Raw genomic sequence first — 21,026 nt, 5'->3', positions numbered from 1 at the left:
GCGGGTGAGCGATCCCCCCGGCGCAGCCCAGTCGGCGCGGGTGAGCGGACCCCCAGGTTCAGCAGGCCGATCGCCAGTCCGGCGCGGGTGAGCGATCCCCCCGGCGCAGCCCAGTCGGCGCGGGTGAGCGGACCCCCAGGTTCAGCAGGCCGATCGCCAGTCCGGCGCGGGTGAGCGAACCCCCGGCGCAGCCCAGCCGGCGCGGGTGAGCGATCCCCCCGGCGCAGCCCAGCCGGCGCGGGTGAGCGGACCCCCCGGCTCAGCCCAGCCGTGCCGCCAGGCCGCCCGTGCAGCGCACTTCGTCCCCCGCCGTGATCAGCAGGGCCTCCACCCCCGGGAGCGCCTCCAGCCAGCGCAAGCCGTCGCGCGAACCCATCGCGAACGCCGCCGTCGCCCAGCAGTCGGCCCACGTCACCGTGGGGGCCACCACCGTCACCGCCACCAGGTCCGTCACCGCCGGCCTGCCGGTCCGGGGGTCCACGATGTGGGTGCCGCGCTCAGCCGTCCCGGACGTCGCCACCGCCAGTTCCGAAGCGCCCGCCGCCGAGATCACCGCCGCCAGACCACCGGGGCGAAGAGGGTCCGACACCCCGATTCGCCAAGGCCGTTCAGGCCCCGGCACCCCCCACAGCTGCACGTCCCCGCCGCCGTTGACGCTCACCCCGCTCGCTCCCGCCGCCACCAGGCATCGCGCCGCCCGCTCGACCGCCCACCCCTTGACGATCCCGGTCGGATCGAGCCGCCCCGCGTACGACGTACTGAACCAGCCGTCGCTGACCCGGGCCGCCTCCTCGCCCAGCGCCAGCACCTCGGACACCTCGGCGCAGCACTCCTCGACCGTCAGCTCCCCCCGCCCCAACCGCGAGATCTCGCTGTCGTCCCGGTACGTGCTGAACACCTCGTCCGCCCGGTGCAGCCCCGCCACCGCCTCGGACAGCGCGGCCCGCACCGCTCCCGGATCCCCGCCGCGGACGTCGAAGGAGAAGACGGTCCCCATGACCTCCTCCACATGACGCACCGCGGCGGGAGCCTGCGCCGGCTCGGTCACCGGCTCAGCCACCGGCCTGGTCCAGGGCGGACTGCAGCGACTGCTTGTAGCCGGTGCTCGTGTACGTCGCCCCCGACACCGCGTCGATGTCCGCGCTCCCCGCCGCCACGGCCGCCGCGTTCAGCTTCGGCACCGCGGTGCCGTTGATCTGCGTGCTCTGACCACCGCTCGGCGCCTGCACGGCCTCCGCCGCCGTGATCTTCCCGCCCTGGACGGTGATCCGCACCTGCACGGGCCCGTACTGCGTGTCCACGGCCTCACCGGTGACCGTACGAGGGGCGGCCTCAGCCGAACCCCCGGAACCGGTACCGGATCCGGAACCGGCACCCGCCTCGGCTCCCGCCCCGCCCTCCGGCTTCTCCATCTTGTCCAGGGCGGACTGCAGGGACTGCTTGTAGCCGCTGCTCGTGTACGTCGCCCCCGACACCGCGTCGATCTCCGCGCTCTTCGTCGCGAGCGCCGCCTGATTCAGCCGGGGCACCGCCATCTCGGTGACCTGGGTACTGCGACCGCCGCTCGGCGCCTGCACGGCCTGCACGTTGGTGATCTTCCCGCCGCTGACGGTCAGCCGTACCTGCACGGGGCCGTACTGCGTCTGCACGGCGTCCCCGGTGACCGCCCCGGCCTCCCCGGAGTTGCCGCCCTGCGCCGACTCCTGCGCCGCCGCCGTCTGTTGCGGCGCGGCGCCCGCCGCCTGCGCGGCCCCGGGGTCCGACGCCGGCTTCAGCGACAGCAGCAGCACGATCCCGGACACGGTGGCGGCGCCCGCCAGCACGACACGCCGGATGGGGTGAGTCTTCCTCATCGCTCCTACAGCTCCTGAAGTCCCGTCGCTCACATCTCGAACGACTCGTGATGGATGCGGCGGGCGGGCACTCCCGCGCCGCGCAGTGCTTCGTACACGGACTGCGCGAAACCGGGCGGCCCGCACAGGAAGACGTCGTGCTTGTCGATGTCCGGCAGCTTCTGCTGAAGCCGCTCCGCCGAGATGTCCGGCCGCTCCCCGTCGGGGCTGTTGACCGCGTACATCAGCCGCGCGCCCCGCTCGTCGGCGATGGCGGCCAGCTCGTCCCACAGGGCCAGATCCTGGGTGCTGTTGGCCCGGTACAGCAGGGTGATGTCACCGGAGGCGCCCGGCAGCGTCTCGAACAGCGCCCGCATCGGGGTGATCCCGACTCCGCCCGCGACCAGCAGCACCTTGCCGCGGCTGCGCCGCTGCGCGGTGAGCGCGCCGTACGGGCCCTCCGCCCAGACCTTGGTCCCGGGCTCCAACTCGCGGAGCCGTTCGCTGTGGTCGCCGATCGCCTTGACGGTGATCCGCAGCATGTCGGGGCGGGGCGCCGCCGACAGCGAGTAGGGGTGGGAGCTGAACCGCATCCCCGGCGCCAGGAACCGCCACCGGAAGAACTGCCCCGCCTCCGCGCCCATCCGGTGCAGCTTGCGCCCGCCGATCAGCACCGAGACCACGCCCGGCGTCTCCTCGATGACCGCCTCGACGTACATCCGGTGCTTGAGGTTCAGCCGGATCGGGGTGAGGATCCGGTACCAGACCACCAGCGCGGTGACCACGCCGTACAGGCCGTACCAGAAGGTCTTCGCGGAGGGCTCGACCGCGAACTCGTTGCCGGTGGTGATCTGGTGCCAGAACGTCAGGTACACCGCCGCGTACGTCAGCAGGTGCACGTGGTACCAGGTGTCGTACGGGATCCGGCGGCGCACGCCCCCGATCGACAGGAACGCGATCAGGAACAACAGGCCGGTGCCGATGGCCGCCTTGCCCATGTCCGGCAGGGTGTTGATCGAGTCGATCGTCTGCTGGACGATGTCGCCGAGCGTCTTGCCCGCCTGGAGCGCGTACGCCCACATGATCAGGAACACGTGCGCGATGACCAGGCAGATCGTGTACCGGCCGCTCATCGCGTGCCAGCGCGCCACCCGGTCGGAACCCACCCGCCGCTCCAGCGCGGGCACCCGGGCCATCTGGAGTACGACCAGCGCCATCAGATAGCCGGCGAGCAGACCGGTGATCCGGCCCGCGGCGAGGATCTTGGCGGTGTTGTCCGCGAGGGACGGCGTGTTGTCCCACCACAGCCACAGCACCGCCGCCGCGCCGGCCCACAGGGCGATCACCAGCGGGACGGCCGGGGAGCGGCGCGGACGGATGCGGCGCATCGTCTGGCGGCGGGCGGCACGGCCGCCGGCGAGCGTGGTGGTCACGGTTCCTCCGGGAACGGACAAGGGGGGTGGCGTGGTCCCTCGGCCCAGAGGTACGTGTGGGGCGGCCGGAGTGTTCAGTACCGCGTGACGGCTGTTCCGCCGCTCGTCGTGCCGATGGCGATGTGCGGCTTTCGGGCTGGTTCGGCCCACCGCAGGATCCGCCGCATGTCCGCCGCGGGCACCGACACACAACCGGCCGTCGCGCCTCGCCCGTTCACGTGCAGGAAGATCCCGGCGCCCCGGCCGCGCACCGGCTTCGCGTAGTTGAAGCCGATGACCAGGGCGAGGGCGTACTGGGTGCCGTAGGAGATCAGGTGCTCGGACTCGGCGGCCCGGCAGTCCGCCGCACGCGGCTCGGTCCAGCGGTTGTAGGAGCGCGAGTCGTTGTCCTGGCACCACCACGAGTCCTGGCGGACCGGACGGTACTTGTACGTCGTCCCGCGCGGCGCCGCCTCGATGCCGAAGGCGTACGGCAGACCGTAGAGCCCGGTCGGCGTGGTGCTGGTGCCCTGGCGGCGGGCGGAGCCCTCGACGAGGCCGTTCGCCCCGAAGCGGGCCGCGGCGGAACCGGCCCTCAGCCAGCGGCCGTCACGCAGGTCCCACCAGGTCACCGTGCCGGAGGTGGCGCCGGTGCGCGCGGCGACGGCGGTGATGAGCTGGGTGCCGCCGCCGGTGTCCGCCATCCGCGCGGGCAGCGGCGGCTCACCGGCGGGCGCGGTGCCGAGCACGAGGAGGGAGGCGGAGACGAGGGCGACGACACCGGGGCGCATGGCTCAGACCGTAGACGGCGGCAGCGGCAGCGGCAGCCCGGGTAGGCCATCCAGGCTGCTCGCGATGTGCTCCTTCTTGGCGAAGTAGGCGTTGAGCGACTGGTCGTCCTCGCGCGCGAACCGCTTCTGGTGCAGGTCGCGGTCCTCGTCGTACGACATGAAGGGCACCGCGTACCCGCAGGTGTCCCGGACGAGTTCGGCCCGCACGACGATGATCGCGCGCAGCCCGTGCGGGGTGGGGTCGATGTCGGGGAAGTGCGTGAGCAGTTCCGGGAAGCGCGGGTCGTCCCGGAAGACCGGCTCACCGCGGCCGTGCACCCGGACGATGTTCGGGGGGCCCTGGAAGGCGGTCCACATCAGGGTGATCCGGCCGTTCTCCCGCAGATGCGCGATGGTCTCGGCGTTGGATCCGGCGAAGTCCAGGTACGCCACGGTCAGTTCGTCGAGGACCGCGAAGGAGCCCTTGAGGCCTTTGGGGGAGAGGTTGATCGTGCCGTCACCGGACAGCGGTGCCGTCGCGGTGAAGAAGAGGGGCTGTTCCTCGATGAAGGTGCGGAGGCGGCCGTCTATGCGCTCATACGTCTTTCCCATGGTTCATGATTATGCGGGAAGTTAGTTTGCCTGTCTAACGAATATGCGATGCCGGACTCCACGCGCCTTGTTCACGGCCGTGGCCACCCCGGCCGGCGTGCAACGGGGCGGCCACGGCTGCCTGTCACGTCACTTGTCGAGCGTGCAGGCGGCCAGGGCGCCGAGGCCCTGGGGCTTCTCCGCGGTACGGCCGATGGAGATGGCGATGCGGTCGATGGCGGCGGTGCGCTTGCTCGCGAGCGGGCCGAGGATGGCGTTCTGGACGAAGTTCGGTCCGCCCTGTCCGACGGTCGCCACCAGGCGCTTGTTCGCCTCGTCGATCTGGGTCTGGAGGAGGGTGAGGTTCCGGTCGACCTCGGCCTGGGCGGTGGCCGGGATCGCGGGGAGCCGGGAGGCGACGTCGGGGCAGCTGATGGTGCCGACACCGGTGTTGCCCGTGCCGCCCTCCTCCTCCGGTGCCGCCTCGCTAGGCGTCGCCTCCACCTCCTCCCCGGCCCCCTCCTCCGCCCCGGCCCCGGCGTCGGCCGCGCCGTCCGCGTTCAGCGTGCAGGTCGCCAGCGCCTCCAGCCCCTGCGGCCGTTCCGCCGTACGTCCGATGGCCGTGGCGATCCGGTTCACCGTCGCGATCCGCTTGTCCTCCAGCGGGCCCAGGATGGCGTTCTGGACGAAGTTCGGTCCGCCCTGTCCCACGGTCGCCACCAGGCGCTTGTTCGCCTCCTCGATCTGGGTCTGCAGCAGCGCGAGGTTCCGGTCGACCTCGGCCTGGGCCGTCGCCGGGATCGCGGGGAGCCGCGAGGCCACGTCGGGGCAGCCGATCGTGCCGGGACCGGCCAGTGTGCGGGCGTCGGTGCTCCTGGGCGTCTCCCCGGCGAGCGCGGAGTTGACGATCACCGCCCCGGACAGTGCCAGCGCGGCGGCGCCGCCGATCAGCGCGACACGACGCTTGTTGTACTTCGGAAGAGCCCTGGACATGCGGAAGCCTCACTCGGGTCTGGGTGTTCGCGGTGTGCTTGCTGTGAACGAACGCGGCGCCTGCGTCTGGCGAGAGATACGGGAAAGCGGTTTCCCGCGTTCAAGGCGAACTCAGATTGACGATTCATGCAGACTTCTGCATACTCATGCATATCACTCGCGGCGGAGGAGAGGAGCAAGCCGTGACCGAGCGCGTCGTACTCGCCCCCTCGGGCGGCCCGCACACCTCCGTCGCCTTCGGCTGGATCGCGCAGGAGACCGGCGCCGAGGTGATCGCCGGGGACGAGTCCGCAGGGGAGGACTGCGGCGAGCGCGAACTCGCCCGGTACGAGCGGCAGATCGAACAGCCCCGGGGCGAACCCGGCTGCGACGGCCCAGGGTTCTCCCCGCTCAAGCGTGCCCTGGACGGCTTCGTCGACGAGGTGAGCCGGCACGTCACCGGCGACAGCCGGATGACTCCGTACTGCGGCCGCGCCGGGGTGACCGGCCGGCGCGCGGAGTGGTCGCCGTACGACGTCGGCCTCGCCACCTACGACACCGGCGACACCTTCGACCAGGCCGCCGCGAAGGGCTTCACCGACATCTACAGTCTGTCGTCGAAGATCGCGGCCCGGCGCGCCCTCGCGTAACCGGGGCCACCCAGACAACCGCCTCCCCGTTCACGCCACGGGGAGGCGGTGCCCATCCAGATCCTCTGAGGAGCACACCAAGTGAGCAGCAACAGCGGAGACGTCCGGCTCTGGGGCGCACGTTTCGCCGACGGACCCGCCGAGGCGCTGGCCAGGCTGTCCGCGTCGGTCCACTTCGACTGGCGGCTCGCGCCGTACGACATCGCCGGCTCCCGCGCCCACGCGCGCGTGCTGCACAAGGCGGGCCTGCTCACGGACGACGAGCTGACGCGGATGATCGCCGGGCTCGACCAGCTGGCCGCGGACGTCGCCGCCGGGACCTTCGTCGGCACGATCGCCGACGAGGACGTGCACACCGCCCTGGAGCGGGGGCTGCTGGAGCGTCTCGGCCCCGACCTCGGCGGCAAGCTGCGCGCGGGACGCTCCAGGAACGACCAGGTGGCGACCCTCTTCCGGATGTACCTGCGGGACCAGGCCCGCAACATCGCCGGTCTCATCGCCGACCTCCAGGACGCCCTGATCGGCCTGGCCGAGGCGCACCCGGACGTGGCGATGCCCGGCCGCACCCACCTCCAGCACGCCCAGCCGGTGCTGTTCGCGCACCACGTCCTGGCACACGTGCAGTCCCTGTCCCGGGACGCGGAGCGGCTGCGCCAGTGGGACGCGCGCACGGCGGTGTCGCCGTACGGCTCGGGCGCGCTGGCCGGTTCCTCCCTGGGCCTGGACCCGGAGGCGGTGGCGCAGGACCTCGGCTTCGAGCACGGCAGCTCCGGCAACTCCATCGACGGGACGGCCTCCCGGGACTTCGTCGCGGAGTTCGCCTTCATCACCGCGATGATCGGCGTGAACCTCTCCCGGATCGCCGAGGAGATCATCATCTGGAACACGAAGGAGTTCTCCTTCGTGACCCTGCACGACGCGTTCTCGACCGGCTCGTCGATCATGCCGCAGAAGAAGAACCCGGACATCGCGGAGCTGGCCAGGGGCAAGTCGGGCCGTCTGATCGGCAATCTGACGGGCCTGATGGCGACCCTCAAGGCGCTCCCGCTCGCCTACAACCGGGACCTCCAGGAGGACAAGGAGCCGGTGTTCGACTCCTGCGACCAGCTGGACGTCCTGCTCCCCGCCTTCACCGGCATGATCGCCACCCTCACCGTCCACCGCGAGCGCATGGAGGAACTGGCCCCGGCCGGCTTCTCCCTGGCCACCGACGTCGCCGAGTGGCTGGTCAAGCAGGGCGTGCCGTTCCGCGTGGCCCACGAGGTGGCCGGCGCCTGTGTGAAGGCGGCGGAGGCGGAGGGCAAGGAACTGGACGAGCTGACGGACGAGCAGTTCGCCAAGATCTCCGAGCACCTGACGCCTGAGGTGCGCACGGTCCTGAACGTCCCCGGGGCGCTCGCCTCGCGGAACGGCCGCGGCGGCACCGCTCCGAGCGCGGTCGCCGTCCAGCTGGCCGAGGTGAAGGCGGACGTGGCGGCACAGCACGAGTGGGCGAACGCCAAGAAGTGACCTGCGGGCATCGCGAGTTACGTTGGTGGCAAGTCTGTCGACCGAACGGAGCCCGCGATGCCCTTCGCCCGCCTCGCGACCGCCACCACGCCCACCTGCCACATCGGACTGGGCCTCGCCGCCGTCGGGCGCCCCGGCTACATCAACCTGGGCCGGGACCAGGACCTCGGAGAGAACCGCAGCGTCGACGCCCTGCGCGCCCGCACGCACGAACTCCTGGACGCCGCCTACGCCCAGGGCGTCCGCTACTTCGACGTCGCCCGGTCCTACGGCCGCTCCGAGGAGTTCCTCGCCGACTGGCTGAACGCCCGCCCCGACATCGAGGACATCGTCGTCGGCAGCAAGTGGGGCTACACCTACACGGCGGGCTGGTCGGCCGACGCCGAGACGCACGAGGTCAAGGACCACAGCCTCGAGACGTACGAGCGCCAGCGCGCCGAGACCGCGCAACTGCTCGGCGACCGGCTCGACCTCTACCAGATCCACTCGGTGACCCCGGACAGCCCCGCCCTCACCGACAAGGACCTCCACGCGAGGCTCGCCGAGGCCGCGGCCGGCGGCCTCACCGTCGGCTTCTCCACGAGCGGCCCCGCCCAGGCCGACGCGATCCGCGCCGCCCTCGCGGTCACCGTCGACGGCGAACCCCTCTTCCGTACCGTCCAGTCGACGTACAACGCCCTGGAGACCTCCGCCGCCCCCGCTCTCGCCGAGGCTCATGACGCGGGGCTCACGGTGATCGTCAAGGAGGGCATGGCCAACGGCCGTCTCGCCGGGCCCCACGCCCCGGAAGCCCTGAAGGCCGTGGCCGCCGAGACCTCCCTCGGCACCGACGCGGTGGCCCTCGCCCTGGTCCTGCGCCAGCCCTGGGCCGGCGTCGTCCTCTCCGGCGCCGCCACCGCCGTCCAGCTCGCCTCCAACCTGCACGCGGCCGCCGTGGACCTGGACGAGGATCAGCTGGCCCGACTCGCGACGCTGGTAGAGGAGCCGGGGGAGTACTGGGAGCGGCGCGGCCGGCTGCCCTGGCACTGAGAGATCACGGAGAGTCGTAGTCCATGAGACGTATGTGCCCATCGTGAGACACGAATGTCTCACATGGGCTATGCTCGTCTCATGGCTGTCGATCGTGACCACGTGCTGCGCAGCGCAGCGGCCCTGCTCGCCCGGAAATCCACGTCCACCATGGACGAGGTCGCCAAGGCGGCCGGGATCAGCAGGGCGACGCTGCACCGCCACTTCGCCGGGCGCGAGGCGCTCGTGCGGGCGCTGGAGGTGCACGGCATCGCCGAATGCGAGGCCGCGCTGGAGCGGGCCCGCCTCGACGACGGCTCCGCGAGCGACGCCGTACGCAGGCTCGTACGCGAGATCGAGCCCGTCGCCGGGCTGCTGGCCTTCCTCTACGGCGAGAACGAGCTGTGGGAGTCCGGCGGGGACGACCCCTGGTCGCGCCTCGACCTCCGCATCGCCGCGCTGTTCGTCCGAGGACAGCAGAGCGGAGAGTTCCGCATCGACCTCACCCCGGTCTGGCTCACCGAGGCGCTCTACGGACTGATCGCCTCCGGAGCCTGGGCCATTCAAGCGGGCCGCGTGGCCCCCAACGACTTCACGCACATGATCACCGAGCTGTTGCTCGGTGGCGCGACTCGGAGAGAGGAATCATGACCAGCACCCTGCAGCCGGCGAACCCGACCGAGGCGGTGAAGCGCCCGGGCCGCTGGCTCGCGCTGTCCGTCCTGGTGCTCGCCGTGCTGCTGGTGGCCGTCGACGCGACCGTCCTCGGTCTCGCGACCCCCTACATCAGCGAGGACCTCAACCCCTCCGGCACCCAGCTGCTGTGGATCGGCGACGTCTACTCCTTCGTCATCGCCGGTCTGCTGGTCTCCATGGGCAGCCTCGGCGACCGAATAGGCCGCAAGAAGATCCTGCTCGTGGGCGCGACGGCGTTCGGCGCGATATCCGTGCTGAACGCGTACGCGACCACCCCCGAGATGATGATCCTGGCCCGAGCGCTGCTCGGCGTCGCCGGTGCCACCCTGATGCCGGCCACGCTCGCCCTGATCCGCAACCTCTTCCACGACCCCCGCGAGCGCAGCCTCGCCGTCGGCATCTGGGGCGCGACAGCCTCCGCCGGTACGGCCGTGGGCCCGATCGTCGGCGGCTTCCTGCTGGAGCACTTCTGGTGGGGCTCGGTCTTCCTCATCAACCTGCCCGTGATGGCGGTGCTGGTCGTGGTCGGCGTCAAGATGCTGCCGGAGTCCAGGAATCCGAACCCGGGCCCCTGGGACATGCTGAGCGTCACGCTCTCCCTGATCGGCATGGTCGGCCTCGTCTACGCCGTCAAGGAGATCGCCGCACACGGCGTGACCTGGGACTCCCTCGCCGTCGGCCTGCTGGGCGCCGCCGCTCTGCACGGCTTCGTCCGCCGCCAGCTGACGCTGCCGGCCCCCCTGCTGGACATGCGCCTGTTCCGCAACCGCGGCTTCAGCGGCGCGGTCCTCGCCGACCTGCTGACCATCCTCGGCCTGTCGGGCCTGGTGTTCTTCCTCTCCCAGTACCTGCAGCTCGTCCAGGGCCGCGGTCCGCTCGAGGCGGGTCTGGCCGAACTCCCCGCCGCGGTGGGCGCCGTGGCGGCCGGTCTGGTCGCGGGCCGGGCAGCGCGCCGCTTCTCGGTGCGCGCGGTGGTCTCCGGCGGTCTGGCCGCGGTGGGCCTGTCCCTGGCCGCCCTGACGGTCCTGGACCAGTCGACCGGCTACCCGCTCCTCGGCGCCGCCCTGCTGATCGTCGGCATCGGCGCCGGCTTCTCCTTCACGGTCACGGCGGACGTCATCCTGTCCTCCGTGCCGACGGAGCAGGCGGGCGCGGCCTCGGCCGTGTCGGAAACGGCGTACGAACTGGGCGCGGCCCTGGGAATCGCGGTCCTGGGCTCGATCGTGACAGGCGTCTACCGCGACTTCACCGGCCCGGCGGGCACCCCGGAGGGCGCCCACGAATCCCTGGGCGGAGCGGTGGAGGCGGCGGCCGGTATGCCGACGGCGACGGCGGAGACCATGCTGGATGCCGCCCGCCAGTCCTTCGTGGACGGCTTGGCGCTGGCGGCGGGGGTGGGAGCGACGGTCCTGCTCATGGCATCGGCGGCAGCATGGTTCATGCTGAGGAACCAACGGCTAGAGAACGGACATTAGGGGCGCGGGGAACTGCGCGACCAGCCCCCGCACACCCGCACCCGGCAAACTGCCTACGCGGCCTTCGCCTTCGTGGCGTACATGTCCACGTACTCCTGCCCCGACAGCCGCATGACCTCAGCCATCACGGAGTCGGTCACGGCCCGCAACACGTACCGGTCCCGGTCCATCCCCTCGTACCGGGAGAACTCCATCGCCTCACCGAAGCGCACCGTCACGCGGCCGGGCCGCGGAATCCCCGCCCCGCCCGGCTGCAGCTTGTCCGTGCCGATCATCGCGAACGGTACGACCGGCGCACCGGTCATGAGGGTCAGCCGGGCGATACCCGTGCGCCCCCGGTACAGCCGCCCGTCGGGCGACCTCGTGCCCTCGGGGTAGATGCCGAAGACCTTGCCCTCCTCCAGGATCCGCCGCCCGGTCATCAGCGCGGCCACTCCGCCGCTCGCGCCGTCCCGGTCCACCGGGATCATGCCGACGCCGGTGAAGAACCAGGCCATCAGCCGGCCCTTGAAGCCCTTGCCGGTGACGTACTCGTCCTTGCCGATGAAGAAGACCTGGCGGTCGCAGACCAGCGGCAGCACGATCGAGTCGATGAACGTGAGGTGGTTGCCCGCGAGGATGACGGGACCGTCGCCCGGGATGTGCTCCGCGCCCTCCACCCGTGGGCGGAACATCAGGCGCATGATCGGTCCGAGCACTGCCTTGATGAGCGCGAAGCGGGACAACGTGCCCTCCGGTGTCAAGGGGTTCCTATAAGTCTGTGCAGGTGAGGACGATACTCGCGGTCCCCGGGGTCGCGCACATCGGGTTCACCGAGGTCTTACGCACTGTTGACGCGGGTTTACCTGCGGGGCCGTGTCCCAGCCCCCCGGAAACCAGCGCGGAACAGTGTGACGGACGTCGCGCCGAGCCCGCTCCGGGGCGTCCGCCCTACGCGTACCCTCAGGCATGCGTTCGATGCCGACGGGGCGTCAGAACTCCGCCCCCACAGGACATCAGGTGTCACCCGCGTGTTCGATCCGGGGTCTCCCTCCGGTCATGCGCGGCCCCCTACGATCGGCCCGCACCGGATGGACGAGGGCGGGAGGGCTCATGGGAACGCAGGAGTCGGACGAGCGGGAGCGGGGCACCGGGCGCCGGGCACTGCTGGGAGCCGCCGTGCTCGGCGCGGGCGGCGCGGTCCTCGGACTGTCCGGCACGGCCCGGGCCGCGGGCGCCGGGTACGGGAGCGGCGGGGTGAGGAGCCTGCCCAAGCCGACGATCATCGGCCACCGCGGGGCCAGCGGCTACCGCCCCGAGCACACCCTCGGCGCCTACCAGCTCGCCCTGGACATGGGTGCCCACGTCGTCGAGGCCGGCGACCTGGTGCCCACCAAGGACGGCCATCTCGTCTGCCGGCACGAGCCGGAGATCGGCGGCACCACGGACGTCGCGGACCACCCCGAGTTCGCCGGCCGCAGGACCACCAAGACGCTCGACGGCGTCGCCACCACCGGCTGGTTCACCGAGGACTTCACGCTCGCCGAGCTCAAGACGCTCCGCGCGATCGAGCGCATCCCGGCCAACCGCCCGCACAACACCCTCTACAACGGCCGCTGGGAGATCCCCACCTTCGAAGAGGTGCTCCAGTGGCAGGAGAAGCAGACCCGCGAGCGCGGCGAGCAGGTCTGGATCTATCCCGAGCTCAAGCACCCCACCTACTTCCGCAAGCTGGGCCTCGGCCTGGAGGAGCGGATCGCCAAGGTGCTGCGCAAGTACGGCAGGCACAAGTGGAACTCGCCGGTCATCGTGCAGTCGTTCGAGCCGACCAGCATCCAGCGCCTGAACAGGCTCATCGACAACCCACTGGTGGTGCTGCTGTCCGGTGCGAGCACCCGGCCGTACGACTTCGTGGACAGCGGTGACCCGCGGACCGTCGCCGATCTGATCAAGCCGGCCGGGCTGCGCGAGATCGCCTCCTACGCCCAGGGCATCGGCCCCACCCTCGACCTGATCATCCCGAGGGACGCGAGCGGCAACCTCACCCAGCCGACCACCCTGGTCGCCGACGCGCACAGGGTGGGCCTGCTCCTGCACCCCTACACGCTGCGCAACGAGAACCCGTTCCTGCCCGCGAACTTCCGCAAGGGCACGGACGCGGACGCCTACGGCGATGTCTTCGGCGCGTACAGGACGTACTTCGCCACCGGCATCGACGGTGTCTTCACCGACCAGCCGGACACCGGCCTGCTGGCCCGCGAGGACTTCGTCAACGGCTGAGCCTAAACGCCCCGGTTGGGGTGAAAAGCGGCCGCCCGGGCAACCCGTTGCCCGGGCGGCCGCGTCGTGCCGCATATGACGCATGACTTTGATCTCGAGGTGCTCGCGCTGCGCCCGCTGCTCACCGCCGAGGTCTCCGCGGAGGCGCACGCCTCCGGAACCGAGCCCGGCGATCTGGAACAGGCCGTCTGGTTGCGCCTCCTGGAGCTCCTCGACGCCCAAGGCCCGCCGTCCGACCCCCAGCGCTGGCTCCGCTCGGCCGTCCGCTCCGAGATCCGCCGCAGCCGCCGCACCCACCGCCTCGAACGGCCGTACGACGCCGAACCCGTGGACGAGTCCGAGCGCGACCCGGAACACCTCGCCCTGCGGGCCGCCCGTCATCGCGCCCTGCGCGACGCGATCCGCCGGCTGCCCGGCCGCTGTCCCCGGCTCGTCGAGGCGCTGTTGTCCCCGAAAGACCTGACATACCGGGAGATCGCCGGGGAGTTGGGTATCTCACAGGGCAGTCTTGGCCCGGAACGTTCCAGATGCCTGGGATGTCTGCGGCGATTGCTTGCGCCGGAGGTTGCGGCTCGCGGAGCGCGGGGATAGGAGTGAGGGACGACAGGTGATCAGGTGAGCGGGAGGCGTGCGCACATGGGCATGAGCGTGACCATCTCTGCGGCGACCGAGCAGGACGCGGAGCAGATCTTCAAGTTGCAGTACCTGTGCTTCCAGAGCGAGGCGGCGCTGTACGGCAACTACCGCATCGACCCGCTCGTCCAGACGCTGGACTCCGTGCGTGAGGAGGTCGCCGGGGACTGTGTCTTCGTGGCCCGCCTCGGCGACGAAGTGGTCGGCTCGGTCCGCGGCTCGGTCACCGAGGACGGCGCCGCCGCCATCGGCAAGCTCTGCGTCCACCCCCGCCTCCAGGGCCACGGCATCGGCGCCCGCCTCCTCCGTGCGGCCGAATCCGCCCTCGCCGAGGAGCGCGGCGCCAAGCGGTTCCGCCTCCACACCGGCCACCGCAGCGAGACCAGCCTCCGCCTCTACCGCAAGGTCGGCTACACGGCGGTGGGCACCTCGGAGGGCACGGACGGCGTACCGATGATCGTCCTGGAGAAGGCGGCCGGGGCGTACGCGGCTACGGCCTGACGCCGCCCGCCCTGCGCAGCCAGTAGATGGCCGAGAGCGGCAGCAGTACGGGGATGAACAGGTACCCCATGCCGTAGTCGGACCAGACCGTCGCGTCGGGGAACGCCGAAGGCTCCACCAGGGTCCACGTGCCGACGACCAGCACGCCCGCGAGTTCGGCGGCGCAGCAGTACAGCGCCGCCTTACGGGCCGTCTCGCCGCCCCTGACCAGCGTGTAGGTGATGAAGCCGTAGACCAGCCCCGCCACCGCCGACAGCGAGTAGGCGAGCGGGGCGTGGTCGAACTCGGTGGAGATCTGGACCGCCGAGCGCGACACCGCGCCGACGACCATCACGCCGTACAGCCACACCAGCAGCATTCCGGGCCCACTGATGAGCCGCGTCCGCTTGCCTTCCACGGCCGTCATCTCAGCCTCCCCAGATGTCATAGAGCCGCACCTCCAGCACGGCGAGGACGACACCGCCGGCGGCGACGGTGAGCGAACCCCATTTCGTGCGCTCGGCCAGCGACATGAACCCGGCGGCCGGTACGCAGAAGAACGCCCCGATCAGATAGGCCACGAAGATCGTCGTCCCCTGGTCCGGCTCCTCGCCGCGGGCCAGCTGCACGATCCCGACCACCAGCTGGACCAGCGCCAGCAGGGTCACCACGGCCATCCCGATGAAGTGCCAGTCCTTCGTCGGCTCGTCGCGGTACGCGGCGAAGCCGCACCACGCGGCGAGGAGCAGGGCGGCGACGCCGGTCACGAGCGTCAGGGCATCAAGCATGCAGTGACCCTATTACGGGCCAAAAGGCCAGGTGCGGCCGACCCCGGCGGGCGCCGTAGGGTCGAGGGCATGCACATCCACGCCGAAGCCCTGCTGTTCGACAACGACGGCACCCTCGTCTCCTCGCTCGCCTCCGTCGACCGCTGCTGGACGCGGTGGGCGGGGGAGTACGGCATCACCGCGGAACAGTTCGGCCGGGTCGAGCTGCACGGGCGCCCGGCCGTGGAGATAGCCGCCGATCTGCTGCCCGCCGCCGTCGTGCCGGAGGCCGTCGCGCGGATCGAGACGCTGGAGGTGGAGGACGTGCCGAACGGAGGCGTGGAACTGCTGCCCGGCACCCGGGCCTTCCTCGACTCCCTGCCCGCCGAGCGCTGGGCCGTCGTCACCTCCGCCACCCGACGCCTCGCCGAGGCCCGCCTCGACGCCGTCGGCATCCTGCCCAAGACCCTGATCAGCGCCGACGACATCACCCGTGGCAAGCCCGACCCCGAGCCCTATCTGCTGGCCGCGCGCGAACTCGGCGTCGACCCGGCCCGATGTGTCGTCTTCGAGGACGCCCCCGCGGGGCTCCAGGCGGGCCGCGCCGCCGGGATGACCACCGTGGCCTTGGCCACAACCCACCAGGCCCACGAACTCGACGCCGATCTGGTGGTGAAGGACCTCTCGGCCCTGTCCGCCCTGGTCACCGCCGGGGGCATCGAGATCTCCGTCCGGGCCTGACCACCGTCCACCGCTGTCCGCAATGCGGACAGCGGTTCTTGGTCGACGTACACCGTCTGCTTTACTGATCGCATGACCACGACGAGCACCCGCATCCTTGCGACCGAGGCGACCATGACGCCCGGTGCTCGCTGTATGTGTCGAATGTGCGCCTTCTAGAGGGCCCCCGCACCACTCCCTGAGCCTCGCGCCCCGAAGCGAGCCTGCCTCGGCCTGTCCGTACGCCTGCTGCCGTACGTGATCCAGCTGCCCCGCGCACACATTCCCTCCCGTACCAGGGCACACCCACGCCCGCGTACTCGACAGTGACGGAAACCCCCAGTGATCACCACATCGGGCCTGACCAAGGTCTACCGCACCCGCGGTCGAGAGGTCACCGCCCTCGACGGCGTCGACCTGCACGTCCGCGAAGGCGAGGTGTACGGCGTCATCGGCCAGTCCGGCGCCGGCAAGTCCTCCCTCATCCGCTGCGTCAACCTCCTCGAGCGCCCCACCTCCGGTACGGTCACCGTCGCCGGCCAGGACCTCACCGCCCTCGCCGGGCGCGGGCCGCGCGCCGGCAAGGAGCTGCGGCAGGCGCGCAGCCGCATCGGCATGGTCTTCCAGCACTTCAACCTGCTGTCCTCGCGGACCGTGCAGGACAACGTCGAGCTGCCGCTGGAGATCCTCGGCACGTCCGGCAGGGAGCGCTCCCGCAAGGCGCTCGAACTGCTCGACCTGGTCGGGCTGGCCGACAAGGCCGGGGCCTACCCCGCCCAGCTGTCCGGCGGCCAGAAGCAGCGCGTCGGTATCGCCCGCGCCCTGGCCGGCGACCCCAAGGTGCTGCTCTCCGACGAGGCCACCAGCGCCCTCGACCCCGAGACCACCCGCTCCATCCTCCAGCTGCTGCGCGACCTGAACCGCCAGCTGGGCCTCACCGTTCTGCTCATCACGCACGAGATGGACGTCGTGAAGCAGATCTGCGACTCGGCCGCGCTCATGGACAAGGGCCGCGTCGTGGAGTCCGGCACGGTCTCCGAGCTGCTCGCCACCCCCGGCTCCGAGCTGGCCACCGCGCTGTTCCCGGTGGGCGGTGAGGCCACCGACGCCGACCGCACCGTCGTCGACGTCACCTTCCACGGTGAGACCGCCACCCAGCCCGTCATCTCCCAGCTGGCGCGCACCTACAACGTCGACATCTCGATCCTCGGCGCCGCCATCGACACCGTCGGCGGCCTCCAGGTCGGCCGGATGCGCATCGAACTGCCCGGCCGCTACGAGGACAACGTGGTGCCGATCGGCTTCCTGCGCGAGCAGGGCCTGCAGATCGACGTGGTGGGCCAGGAACCCACGTCCGTGCTGGTGAAGGAAGGTGCCAAGTGACCTGGTCCGAGATGCAGCCGCTGCTGGAGCAGGCGTGTTGGGACACCCTCTACATGGTCGGCTGGTCCACGCTCATCGCCGTGCTCGGCGGCCTCCCGCTCGGCATCCTGCTCGTCCTCACGGACAGGGGCGGACTGCTCCAGAACGTCGTCGCCAACAAGGTCATCGGGCAGGTCGTGAACGTCGCCCGCTCGATGCCGTTCATCATCCTGATGGTCGCGCTGATGGGCTTCACCCGCTCCATCACCGGTACCACCATCGGGCGTGAGGCCGCCATCGTGCCGCTCGCCATCGGCGCCATCCCGTTCTTCGCGCGCCTGGTCGAGACGGCTGTCCGTGAAGTGGACGGCGGGCTCGTCGAGGCCGTGCAGTCGATGGGCGGCAACACCTGGACCGTCGTGCGCAAGGTCCTCGTTCCGGAGTCGCTGCCCTCGCTGATCGCCTCCACCACCACGACGATCGTGGCCCTCATCGGCTACTCCGCGATGGCCGGCACGGTCGGCGCCGGCGGCCTCGGCGACATCGCCATCCGCTACGGCTACCAGCGCTTCGAGACCGAGCTGATGTGGATCACCGTGGCGATCCTCGCCGTGGTCATCTCCCTCATCCAGTTCGCCGGCGACTACGCGGCCCGCTCCCTGCACCGCCGCGGCGGCCGCTCGGGCCCCATCCCGAAGCTCAGGCTGCTGAAGGCCGCCCCGGCCAACAGCAAGACCTTCTGACGCTTCCCCCAGAACTCCCCGCCCACCCGCGCGGGGTCGCACCACCCATTCAGGAAAGGCACTTTTCGTGCGTAACACCGCCAAGATCACCACCGCCGTCCTCGCCGCCGGAGCCCTCACCCTCGGGCTCACCGCCTGCGGCTCCTCCGACAGCGACTCCGCCTCCGACACCAGCGGCGCGCTGGTCGTGGCCGCGAGCCCCGTCCCGCACGCCGAGATCCTCACCTACGTCAAGGACAACCTGGCGAAGGACGCGGGCCTGGACCTGGAGGTCAAGGAGTTCACCGACTACGTCACGCCGAACACGGCGACGGAGGACGGATCGGTCGGCGCCAACTACTTCCAGAACCAGCCGTACCTCGACGACTTCAACAAGAAGAACGGCACCCACATCGTGCCCGTCGTCACGGTCCACCTGGAGCCGCTCGGCCTGTACTCGAACAAGGTCAAGAGCGCCGACGACCTCAAGAGCGGTGCCACCGTCGCCGTCCCGAACGACAGCGTCAACGAGGCCCGTGCCCTCAAGCTGCTCGACGCCAACGGGATCATCACGCTCAAGGACGGCGTGGGCAACGAAGCGACCCCGGCCGACATCACGAAGAACCCCAAGAACCTCAAGTTCAAGGAACTGGAGGCGGCCCAGACCCCGCGCTCCCTGGACGACGTGGACGCCGCGGTCATCAACGGCAACTACGCCATCGAGGCCGACCTCAAGCCCGCCCAGGACGCCCTGGTCCTGGAGTCCGCCGAGGACAACCCCTACGGCAACTTCCTCGCCGTGAAGGAGGGCAACGAGGACGACCCGCGCGTCAAGAAGCTCGCGAAGCTCCTGACCTCCCCGGAGGTCAAGAAGTTCATCGAGGACAAGTACGCCGGCTCGGTCATCGCCTCCTTCTGACGGACCTCACGGCTGTCAGCTGCGCCTTCCCGCACCGCACCGCATCACGGGTGGACCCCCGTGGTGCGGTGCGGTGGTTTCATGCTGCATGCTGGGCAGTTCAGCAGGCCTGACGGTTTCGAAGGTTACGGAGCGGCGCATGACGAGCACCTTCCCCAACATCTCCATCAGCACGGAGCGGTTGGTGCTGCGTCCCCTTGACGAGGACGACGTGCCCGCGCTGACCGAGATGATGAACGACGAGCAGATCGCCGCCTGGACCGACGTCCCGCAGCCCTTCACCCAGGCGGGCGCGCGCAGTTGGATCACCGACTACGCACCCACGCAGCGCACCGGAGGCCACGGACTCGACCTCGCCGTCACCGAGTTCCTCACCCAGCGCCTGGTGGGCGTCGTACAGCTCGGCAAGACCAACTGGCACGTCCGATCCACGGAGTTGTCGTACATCATCGCCCCCTGGGCCCGCGGCGAGGGCTACGCCTCCGAGGCCGCCCTCGCCACCGCCCAATGGCTGTTCGGCGACCAGAAGTTCGAGCGCATCGAGCTGCGCACCGCCGCCGACAACACCGCCTCCCAGCAGGTCGCGCAGAAGATCGGCTGCATCAGCGAGGGCGTCCTGCGCAACGCCTGCATAGCGCACGTCCGGTCCGACGACGGCACCTGGGCCGACGTCCGCACCGACTTCATCGTCTGGAGCCTGCTCCCGGAGGACCTGGAGGGCGCGGGGGAGCAGCTGGCCGACAGCGGCGGCTTCACGTCGTACTCCGACTGGAACTGACCCCGGCCGATCCGTATACGCTCGGGCTGCCCCGTCCATCTGCGCAAACCTGGAGACTGACGACGATGGCCGACCGGGTCACGGTGATCGGCTGGGACGGTTCGCCCCTGACCGCCGCGGCACGCGCCGCCCTGGGTGCCGCGACACTCGTGGCCGGCGCCGCCCACCATCTGGCGCTGCCCGAGCTGCCGCCCGGCGCCGAGCGCATCCGCCTCGGCAGCGTCGCCCTCGCCGCCCGCCGGATCACCGGGCACCGCGGCACCGCGGTGGTGCTCGCGGACGGCGACCCCGGATTCTTCGGAGTCGTACGGACTCTGCGCGCGCCCGAGTTCGGCCTGGAGGTCGAGGTCGTCCCCGCGGTCTCGTCGGTCGCCGCCGCCTTCGCCCGGGCCGGCATGCCCTGGGACGACGCACAAGTGGTCGTCGCACACCGTCGCACCCTGCGACGCGCGGTGAATGTGTGCCGGGCCCACACCAAGGTCGCCGTCCTCACCTCGCCCGGCGCCGGCCCCGCCGAACTCGGCCTGCTCCTGGAGGGCGTCCTCCGCACCTTCGTCATCTGCGAGGAACTGGGCACGGACCGCGAACAGGTCACCGTCGTCACCTCGGACAAGGCCGCCGACCACACCTGGCGCGACCCCAACGTCGTCATCGTCATCGGCGGAACCTCCGGAACGGGCGTCACCGCGGACGGCGGCGGCTGGATCGCCGGCCGCGACCCGTCCGCCGCACCGCGCGGCTGGACCCTGCCCGCCGAGTCCTACGGCGGACTCATGGGCGAAGGAGAGCTGGAACCGCTGCGCGCGGCCCAACTCGCCCGGCTCGGACCACGCGTCGGCGACCTGGTGTGGGACATCGGCTGCGGCAGCGGCGCCTTCGCCACCGAGGCGGCCCGGGCCGGGGCCGCCGTCATCGCCGTCGACCGCGACCCGCGGGCCTGCGACCGCACCGAGTCCAACGCCCGCGCCCTCGGCGTCCAGCTCCAGGTCGTGGAGGGCGTCGCCCCGCACGTCCTGGAGAACCTCCCCGAACCCGATGTCGTCCGCGTCGGCGGCGGGGGAGCGGCGGTCGTCTCCGCGGTCGCCGACCGCCGCCCGCAGCGCATCGTCACCCACGCGGCCACCCGCGACGAGGCCGAAATCGTCGGCCGGGACCTGACCGAACACGGCTACCGCGTCGAGTGCGCCCTGCTGCAGTCCGTCGAACTCGACACGCGGGCCTGGACGGAGCGGGAGCGGAGCGTCGCGTTCCTGCTCAGCGGCGTGCTGCCGGACCGTACGGGCTGATCCGGATCCCGTCCCCGTGATCCTGTTGTCGTACCGCGCGCGGTAGGCTGGCCGATCGTTGCACCGCACTCGGACGCCGGACGCTTCGTAGGTCAATGTCCGGAAAACACGCTCGTTTTGGGGTGGGTGTGGTACGGCAGAACCGGAGGACGCGCAACGTGGCGCAGTCCACAGCGGGATCGTCG

At 71.1% G+C, this 21,026-nt stretch carries 22 protein-coding genes and 1 pseudogene; 14 read left to right on the top strand and 9 right to left on the bottom strand.

Annotated features, from left to right (window positions below):
- Nucleotides 1–259: 259 nt before the first annotated feature.
- The 6 genes from ACWDRW_RS15860 to ACWDRW_RS15835 form a co-directional block, all read right to left on the bottom strand.
- Nucleotides 260–1,060, bottom strand: a complete 801-nt coding sequence (locus ACWDRW_RS15860) for an FAD:protein FMN transferase (protein WP_451723542.1) — start codon at nucleotides 1,058–1,060, stop codon at nucleotides 260–262.
- Nucleotides 1,053–1,853, bottom strand: a complete 801-nt coding sequence (locus ACWDRW_RS15855) for an FMN-binding protein (RefSeq protein ID WP_451723540.1) — start codon at nucleotides 1,851–1,853, stop codon at nucleotides 1,053–1,055. Before ACWDRW_RS15855 ends, ACWDRW_RS15860 begins: the two co-directional genes overlap by 8 nt.
- A gap of 29 nt (nucleotides 1,854–1,882) precedes the next feature.
- The gene (locus ACWDRW_RS15850; protein WP_451723539.1) at nucleotides 1,883–3,265 is read right to left on the bottom strand and encodes a ferredoxin reductase family protein; all 1,383 of its coding nucleotides are present in this window, start codon (nucleotides 3,263–3,265) and stop codon (nucleotides 1,883–1,885) included.
- Nucleotides 3,266–3,339: 74 nt separating this feature from the next.
- Nucleotides 3,340–4,035: a L,D-transpeptidase family protein gene (locus ACWDRW_RS15845; protein ID WP_451723537.1), complete on the bottom strand. Its 696-nt coding sequence runs from the start codon at nucleotides 4,033–4,035 to the stop codon at nucleotides 3,340–3,342.
- Nucleotides 4,036–4,038: 3 nt separating this feature from the next.
- Complete coding sequence (locus ACWDRW_RS15840; RefSeq protein ID WP_451723535.1) at nucleotides 4,039–4,626, bottom strand: pyridoxamine 5'-phosphate oxidase family protein; 588 nt, start codon at nucleotides 4,624–4,626, stop codon at nucleotides 4,039–4,041.
- Nucleotides 4,627–4,755: 129 nt separating this feature from the next.
- Nucleotides 4,756–5,598, bottom strand: a complete 843-nt coding sequence (locus tag ACWDRW_RS15835) for a hypothetical protein (protein ID WP_451723533.1) — start codon at nucleotides 5,596–5,598, stop codon at nucleotides 4,756–4,758.
- Nucleotides 5,599–5,906: 308 nt separating this feature from the next.
- Between ACWDRW_RS15835 and ACWDRW_RS15830 the strand changes: the two are divergent.
- From ACWDRW_RS15830 to ACWDRW_RS15810, 5 genes and pseudogenes are all read left to right on the top strand, one after another.
- Nucleotides 5,907–6,227: pseudogene (locus tag ACWDRW_RS15830) on the top strand (argininosuccinate synthase); the annotation flags it as partial.
- Nucleotides 6,228–6,308: 81 nt separating this feature from the next.
- On the top strand, nucleotides 6,309–7,736 hold the full coding sequence (gene argH / locus ACWDRW_RS15825; RefSeq protein ID WP_451723532.1) for an argininosuccinate lyase: 1,428 nt from the start codon (nucleotides 6,309–6,311) through the stop codon (nucleotides 7,734–7,736).
- A gap of 57 nt (nucleotides 7,737–7,793) precedes the next feature.
- Complete coding sequence (locus tag ACWDRW_RS15820; RefSeq protein WP_451723530.1) at nucleotides 7,794–8,765, top strand: aldo/keto reductase; 972 nt, start codon at nucleotides 7,794–7,796, stop codon at nucleotides 8,763–8,765.
- Between the two features lie 81 nt (nucleotides 8,766–8,846).
- A complete protein-coding gene (locus tag ACWDRW_RS15815) occupies nucleotides 8,847–9,395 on the top strand; it encodes a TetR/AcrR family transcriptional regulator (RefSeq protein WP_451723528.1) in 549 nt (182 codons plus the stop codon).
- Entirely contained in the window at nucleotides 9,392–10,915 is a 1,524-nt protein-coding gene (locus ACWDRW_RS15810; protein ID WP_451723527.1) for an MFS transporter, read from the top strand. The genes ACWDRW_RS15815 and ACWDRW_RS15810 overlap by 4 nt, the downstream gene beginning before the upstream one ends.
- 53 nt (nucleotides 10,916–10,968) lie before the next feature.
- Here ACWDRW_RS15810 and ACWDRW_RS15805 read toward each other — a convergent pair whose 3' ends face one another.
- Entirely contained in the window at nucleotides 10,969–11,640 is a 672-nt protein-coding gene (locus ACWDRW_RS15805) for a lysophospholipid acyltransferase family protein (RefSeq protein WP_451723525.1), read from the bottom strand.
- 367 nt (nucleotides 11,641–12,007) lie between these two features.
- Between ACWDRW_RS15805 and ACWDRW_RS15800 the strand changes: the two genes are divergently transcribed.
- From ACWDRW_RS15800 to ACWDRW_RS15790, 3 genes are all read left to right on the top strand, one after another.
- Nucleotides 12,008–13,174, top strand: a complete 1,167-nt coding sequence (locus ACWDRW_RS15800) for a glycerophosphodiester phosphodiesterase (RefSeq protein WP_451723523.1) — start codon at nucleotides 12,008–12,010, stop codon at nucleotides 13,172–13,174.
- Between the two features lie 75 nt (nucleotides 13,175–13,249).
- Nucleotides 13,250–13,765 (top strand): RNA polymerase sigma factor, encoded by a 516-nt coding sequence (locus ACWDRW_RS15795; RefSeq protein WP_451723522.1) that lies wholly within the window; start codon nucleotides 13,250–13,252, stop codon nucleotides 13,763–13,765.
- Between the two features lie 45 nt (nucleotides 13,766–13,810).
- Nucleotides 13,811–14,308: a GNAT family N-acetyltransferase gene (locus ACWDRW_RS15790; RefSeq protein ID WP_451723709.1), complete on the top strand. Its 498-nt coding sequence runs from the start codon at nucleotides 13,811–13,813 to the stop codon at nucleotides 14,306–14,308.
- Here the strand turns inward: ACWDRW_RS15790 and ACWDRW_RS15785 are convergent.
- Nucleotides 14,298–14,714, bottom strand: coding sequence for a hypothetical protein (locus ACWDRW_RS15785; RefSeq protein WP_451723520.1), 417 nt, complete (start codon nucleotides 14,712–14,714; stop codon nucleotides 14,298–14,300). The genes ACWDRW_RS15790 and ACWDRW_RS15785 overlap by 11 nt on opposite strands.
- A 1-nt stretch (nucleotide 14,715) precedes the next feature.
- On the bottom strand, nucleotides 14,716–15,075 hold the full coding sequence (locus tag ACWDRW_RS15780; protein WP_451723519.1) for a hypothetical protein: 360 nt from the start codon (nucleotides 15,073–15,075) through the stop codon (nucleotides 14,716–14,718).
- A gap of 69 nt (nucleotides 15,076–15,144) precedes the next feature.
- Between ACWDRW_RS15780 and ACWDRW_RS15775 the strand changes: the two genes are divergently transcribed.
- The 6 genes from ACWDRW_RS15775 (at nucleotide 15,145) to cbiE (ending at nucleotide 20,841) form a co-directional block, all read left to right on the top strand.
- Nucleotides 15,145–15,795 (top strand): HAD family hydrolase, encoded by a 651-nt coding sequence (locus ACWDRW_RS15775; RefSeq protein ID WP_451723518.1) that lies wholly within the window; start codon nucleotides 15,145–15,147, stop codon nucleotides 15,793–15,795.
- A gap of 321 nt (nucleotides 15,796–16,116) precedes the next feature.
- Complete coding sequence (locus ACWDRW_RS15770; RefSeq protein WP_451723516.1) at nucleotides 16,117–17,157, top strand: methionine ABC transporter ATP-binding protein; 1,041 nt, start codon at nucleotides 16,117–16,119, stop codon at nucleotides 17,155–17,157.
- A complete protein-coding gene (locus ACWDRW_RS15765) occupies nucleotides 17,154–17,879 on the top strand; it encodes a methionine ABC transporter permease (RefSeq protein ID WP_451723514.1) in 726 nt (241 codons plus the stop codon). Before ACWDRW_RS15770 ends, ACWDRW_RS15765 begins: the two co-directional genes overlap by 4 nt.
- Before the next feature lie 67 nt (nucleotides 17,880–17,946).
- Nucleotides 17,947–18,777: a MetQ/NlpA family ABC transporter substrate-binding protein gene (locus ACWDRW_RS15760; RefSeq protein ID WP_451723513.1), complete on the top strand. Its 831-nt coding sequence runs from the start codon at nucleotides 17,947–17,949 to the stop codon at nucleotides 18,775–18,777.
- A gap of 139 nt (nucleotides 18,778–18,916) precedes the next feature.
- Nucleotides 18,917–19,555 carry a GNAT family N-acetyltransferase gene (locus tag ACWDRW_RS15755; RefSeq protein WP_451723511.1) on the top strand — a complete coding sequence of 213 codons (639 nt, stop codon included), beginning with the start codon at nucleotides 18,917–18,919 and terminating at the stop codon, nucleotides 19,553–19,555.
- Nucleotides 19,556–19,620: 65 nt separating this feature from the next.
- Nucleotides 19,621–20,841, top strand: coding sequence for a precorrin-6y C5,15-methyltransferase (decarboxylating) subunit CbiE (gene cbiE / locus ACWDRW_RS15750; protein WP_451723509.1), 1,221 nt, complete (start codon nucleotides 19,621–19,623; stop codon nucleotides 20,839–20,841).
- Nucleotides 20,842–21,026: the final 185 nt, after the last annotated feature.

The organism is Streptomyces sp. NPDC003635, assembly GCF_053587635.1.
The sequence above is the reverse complement of the archived record's forward strand: the minus strand, read 5'-3'. Positions and strand labels throughout refer to the sequence as shown.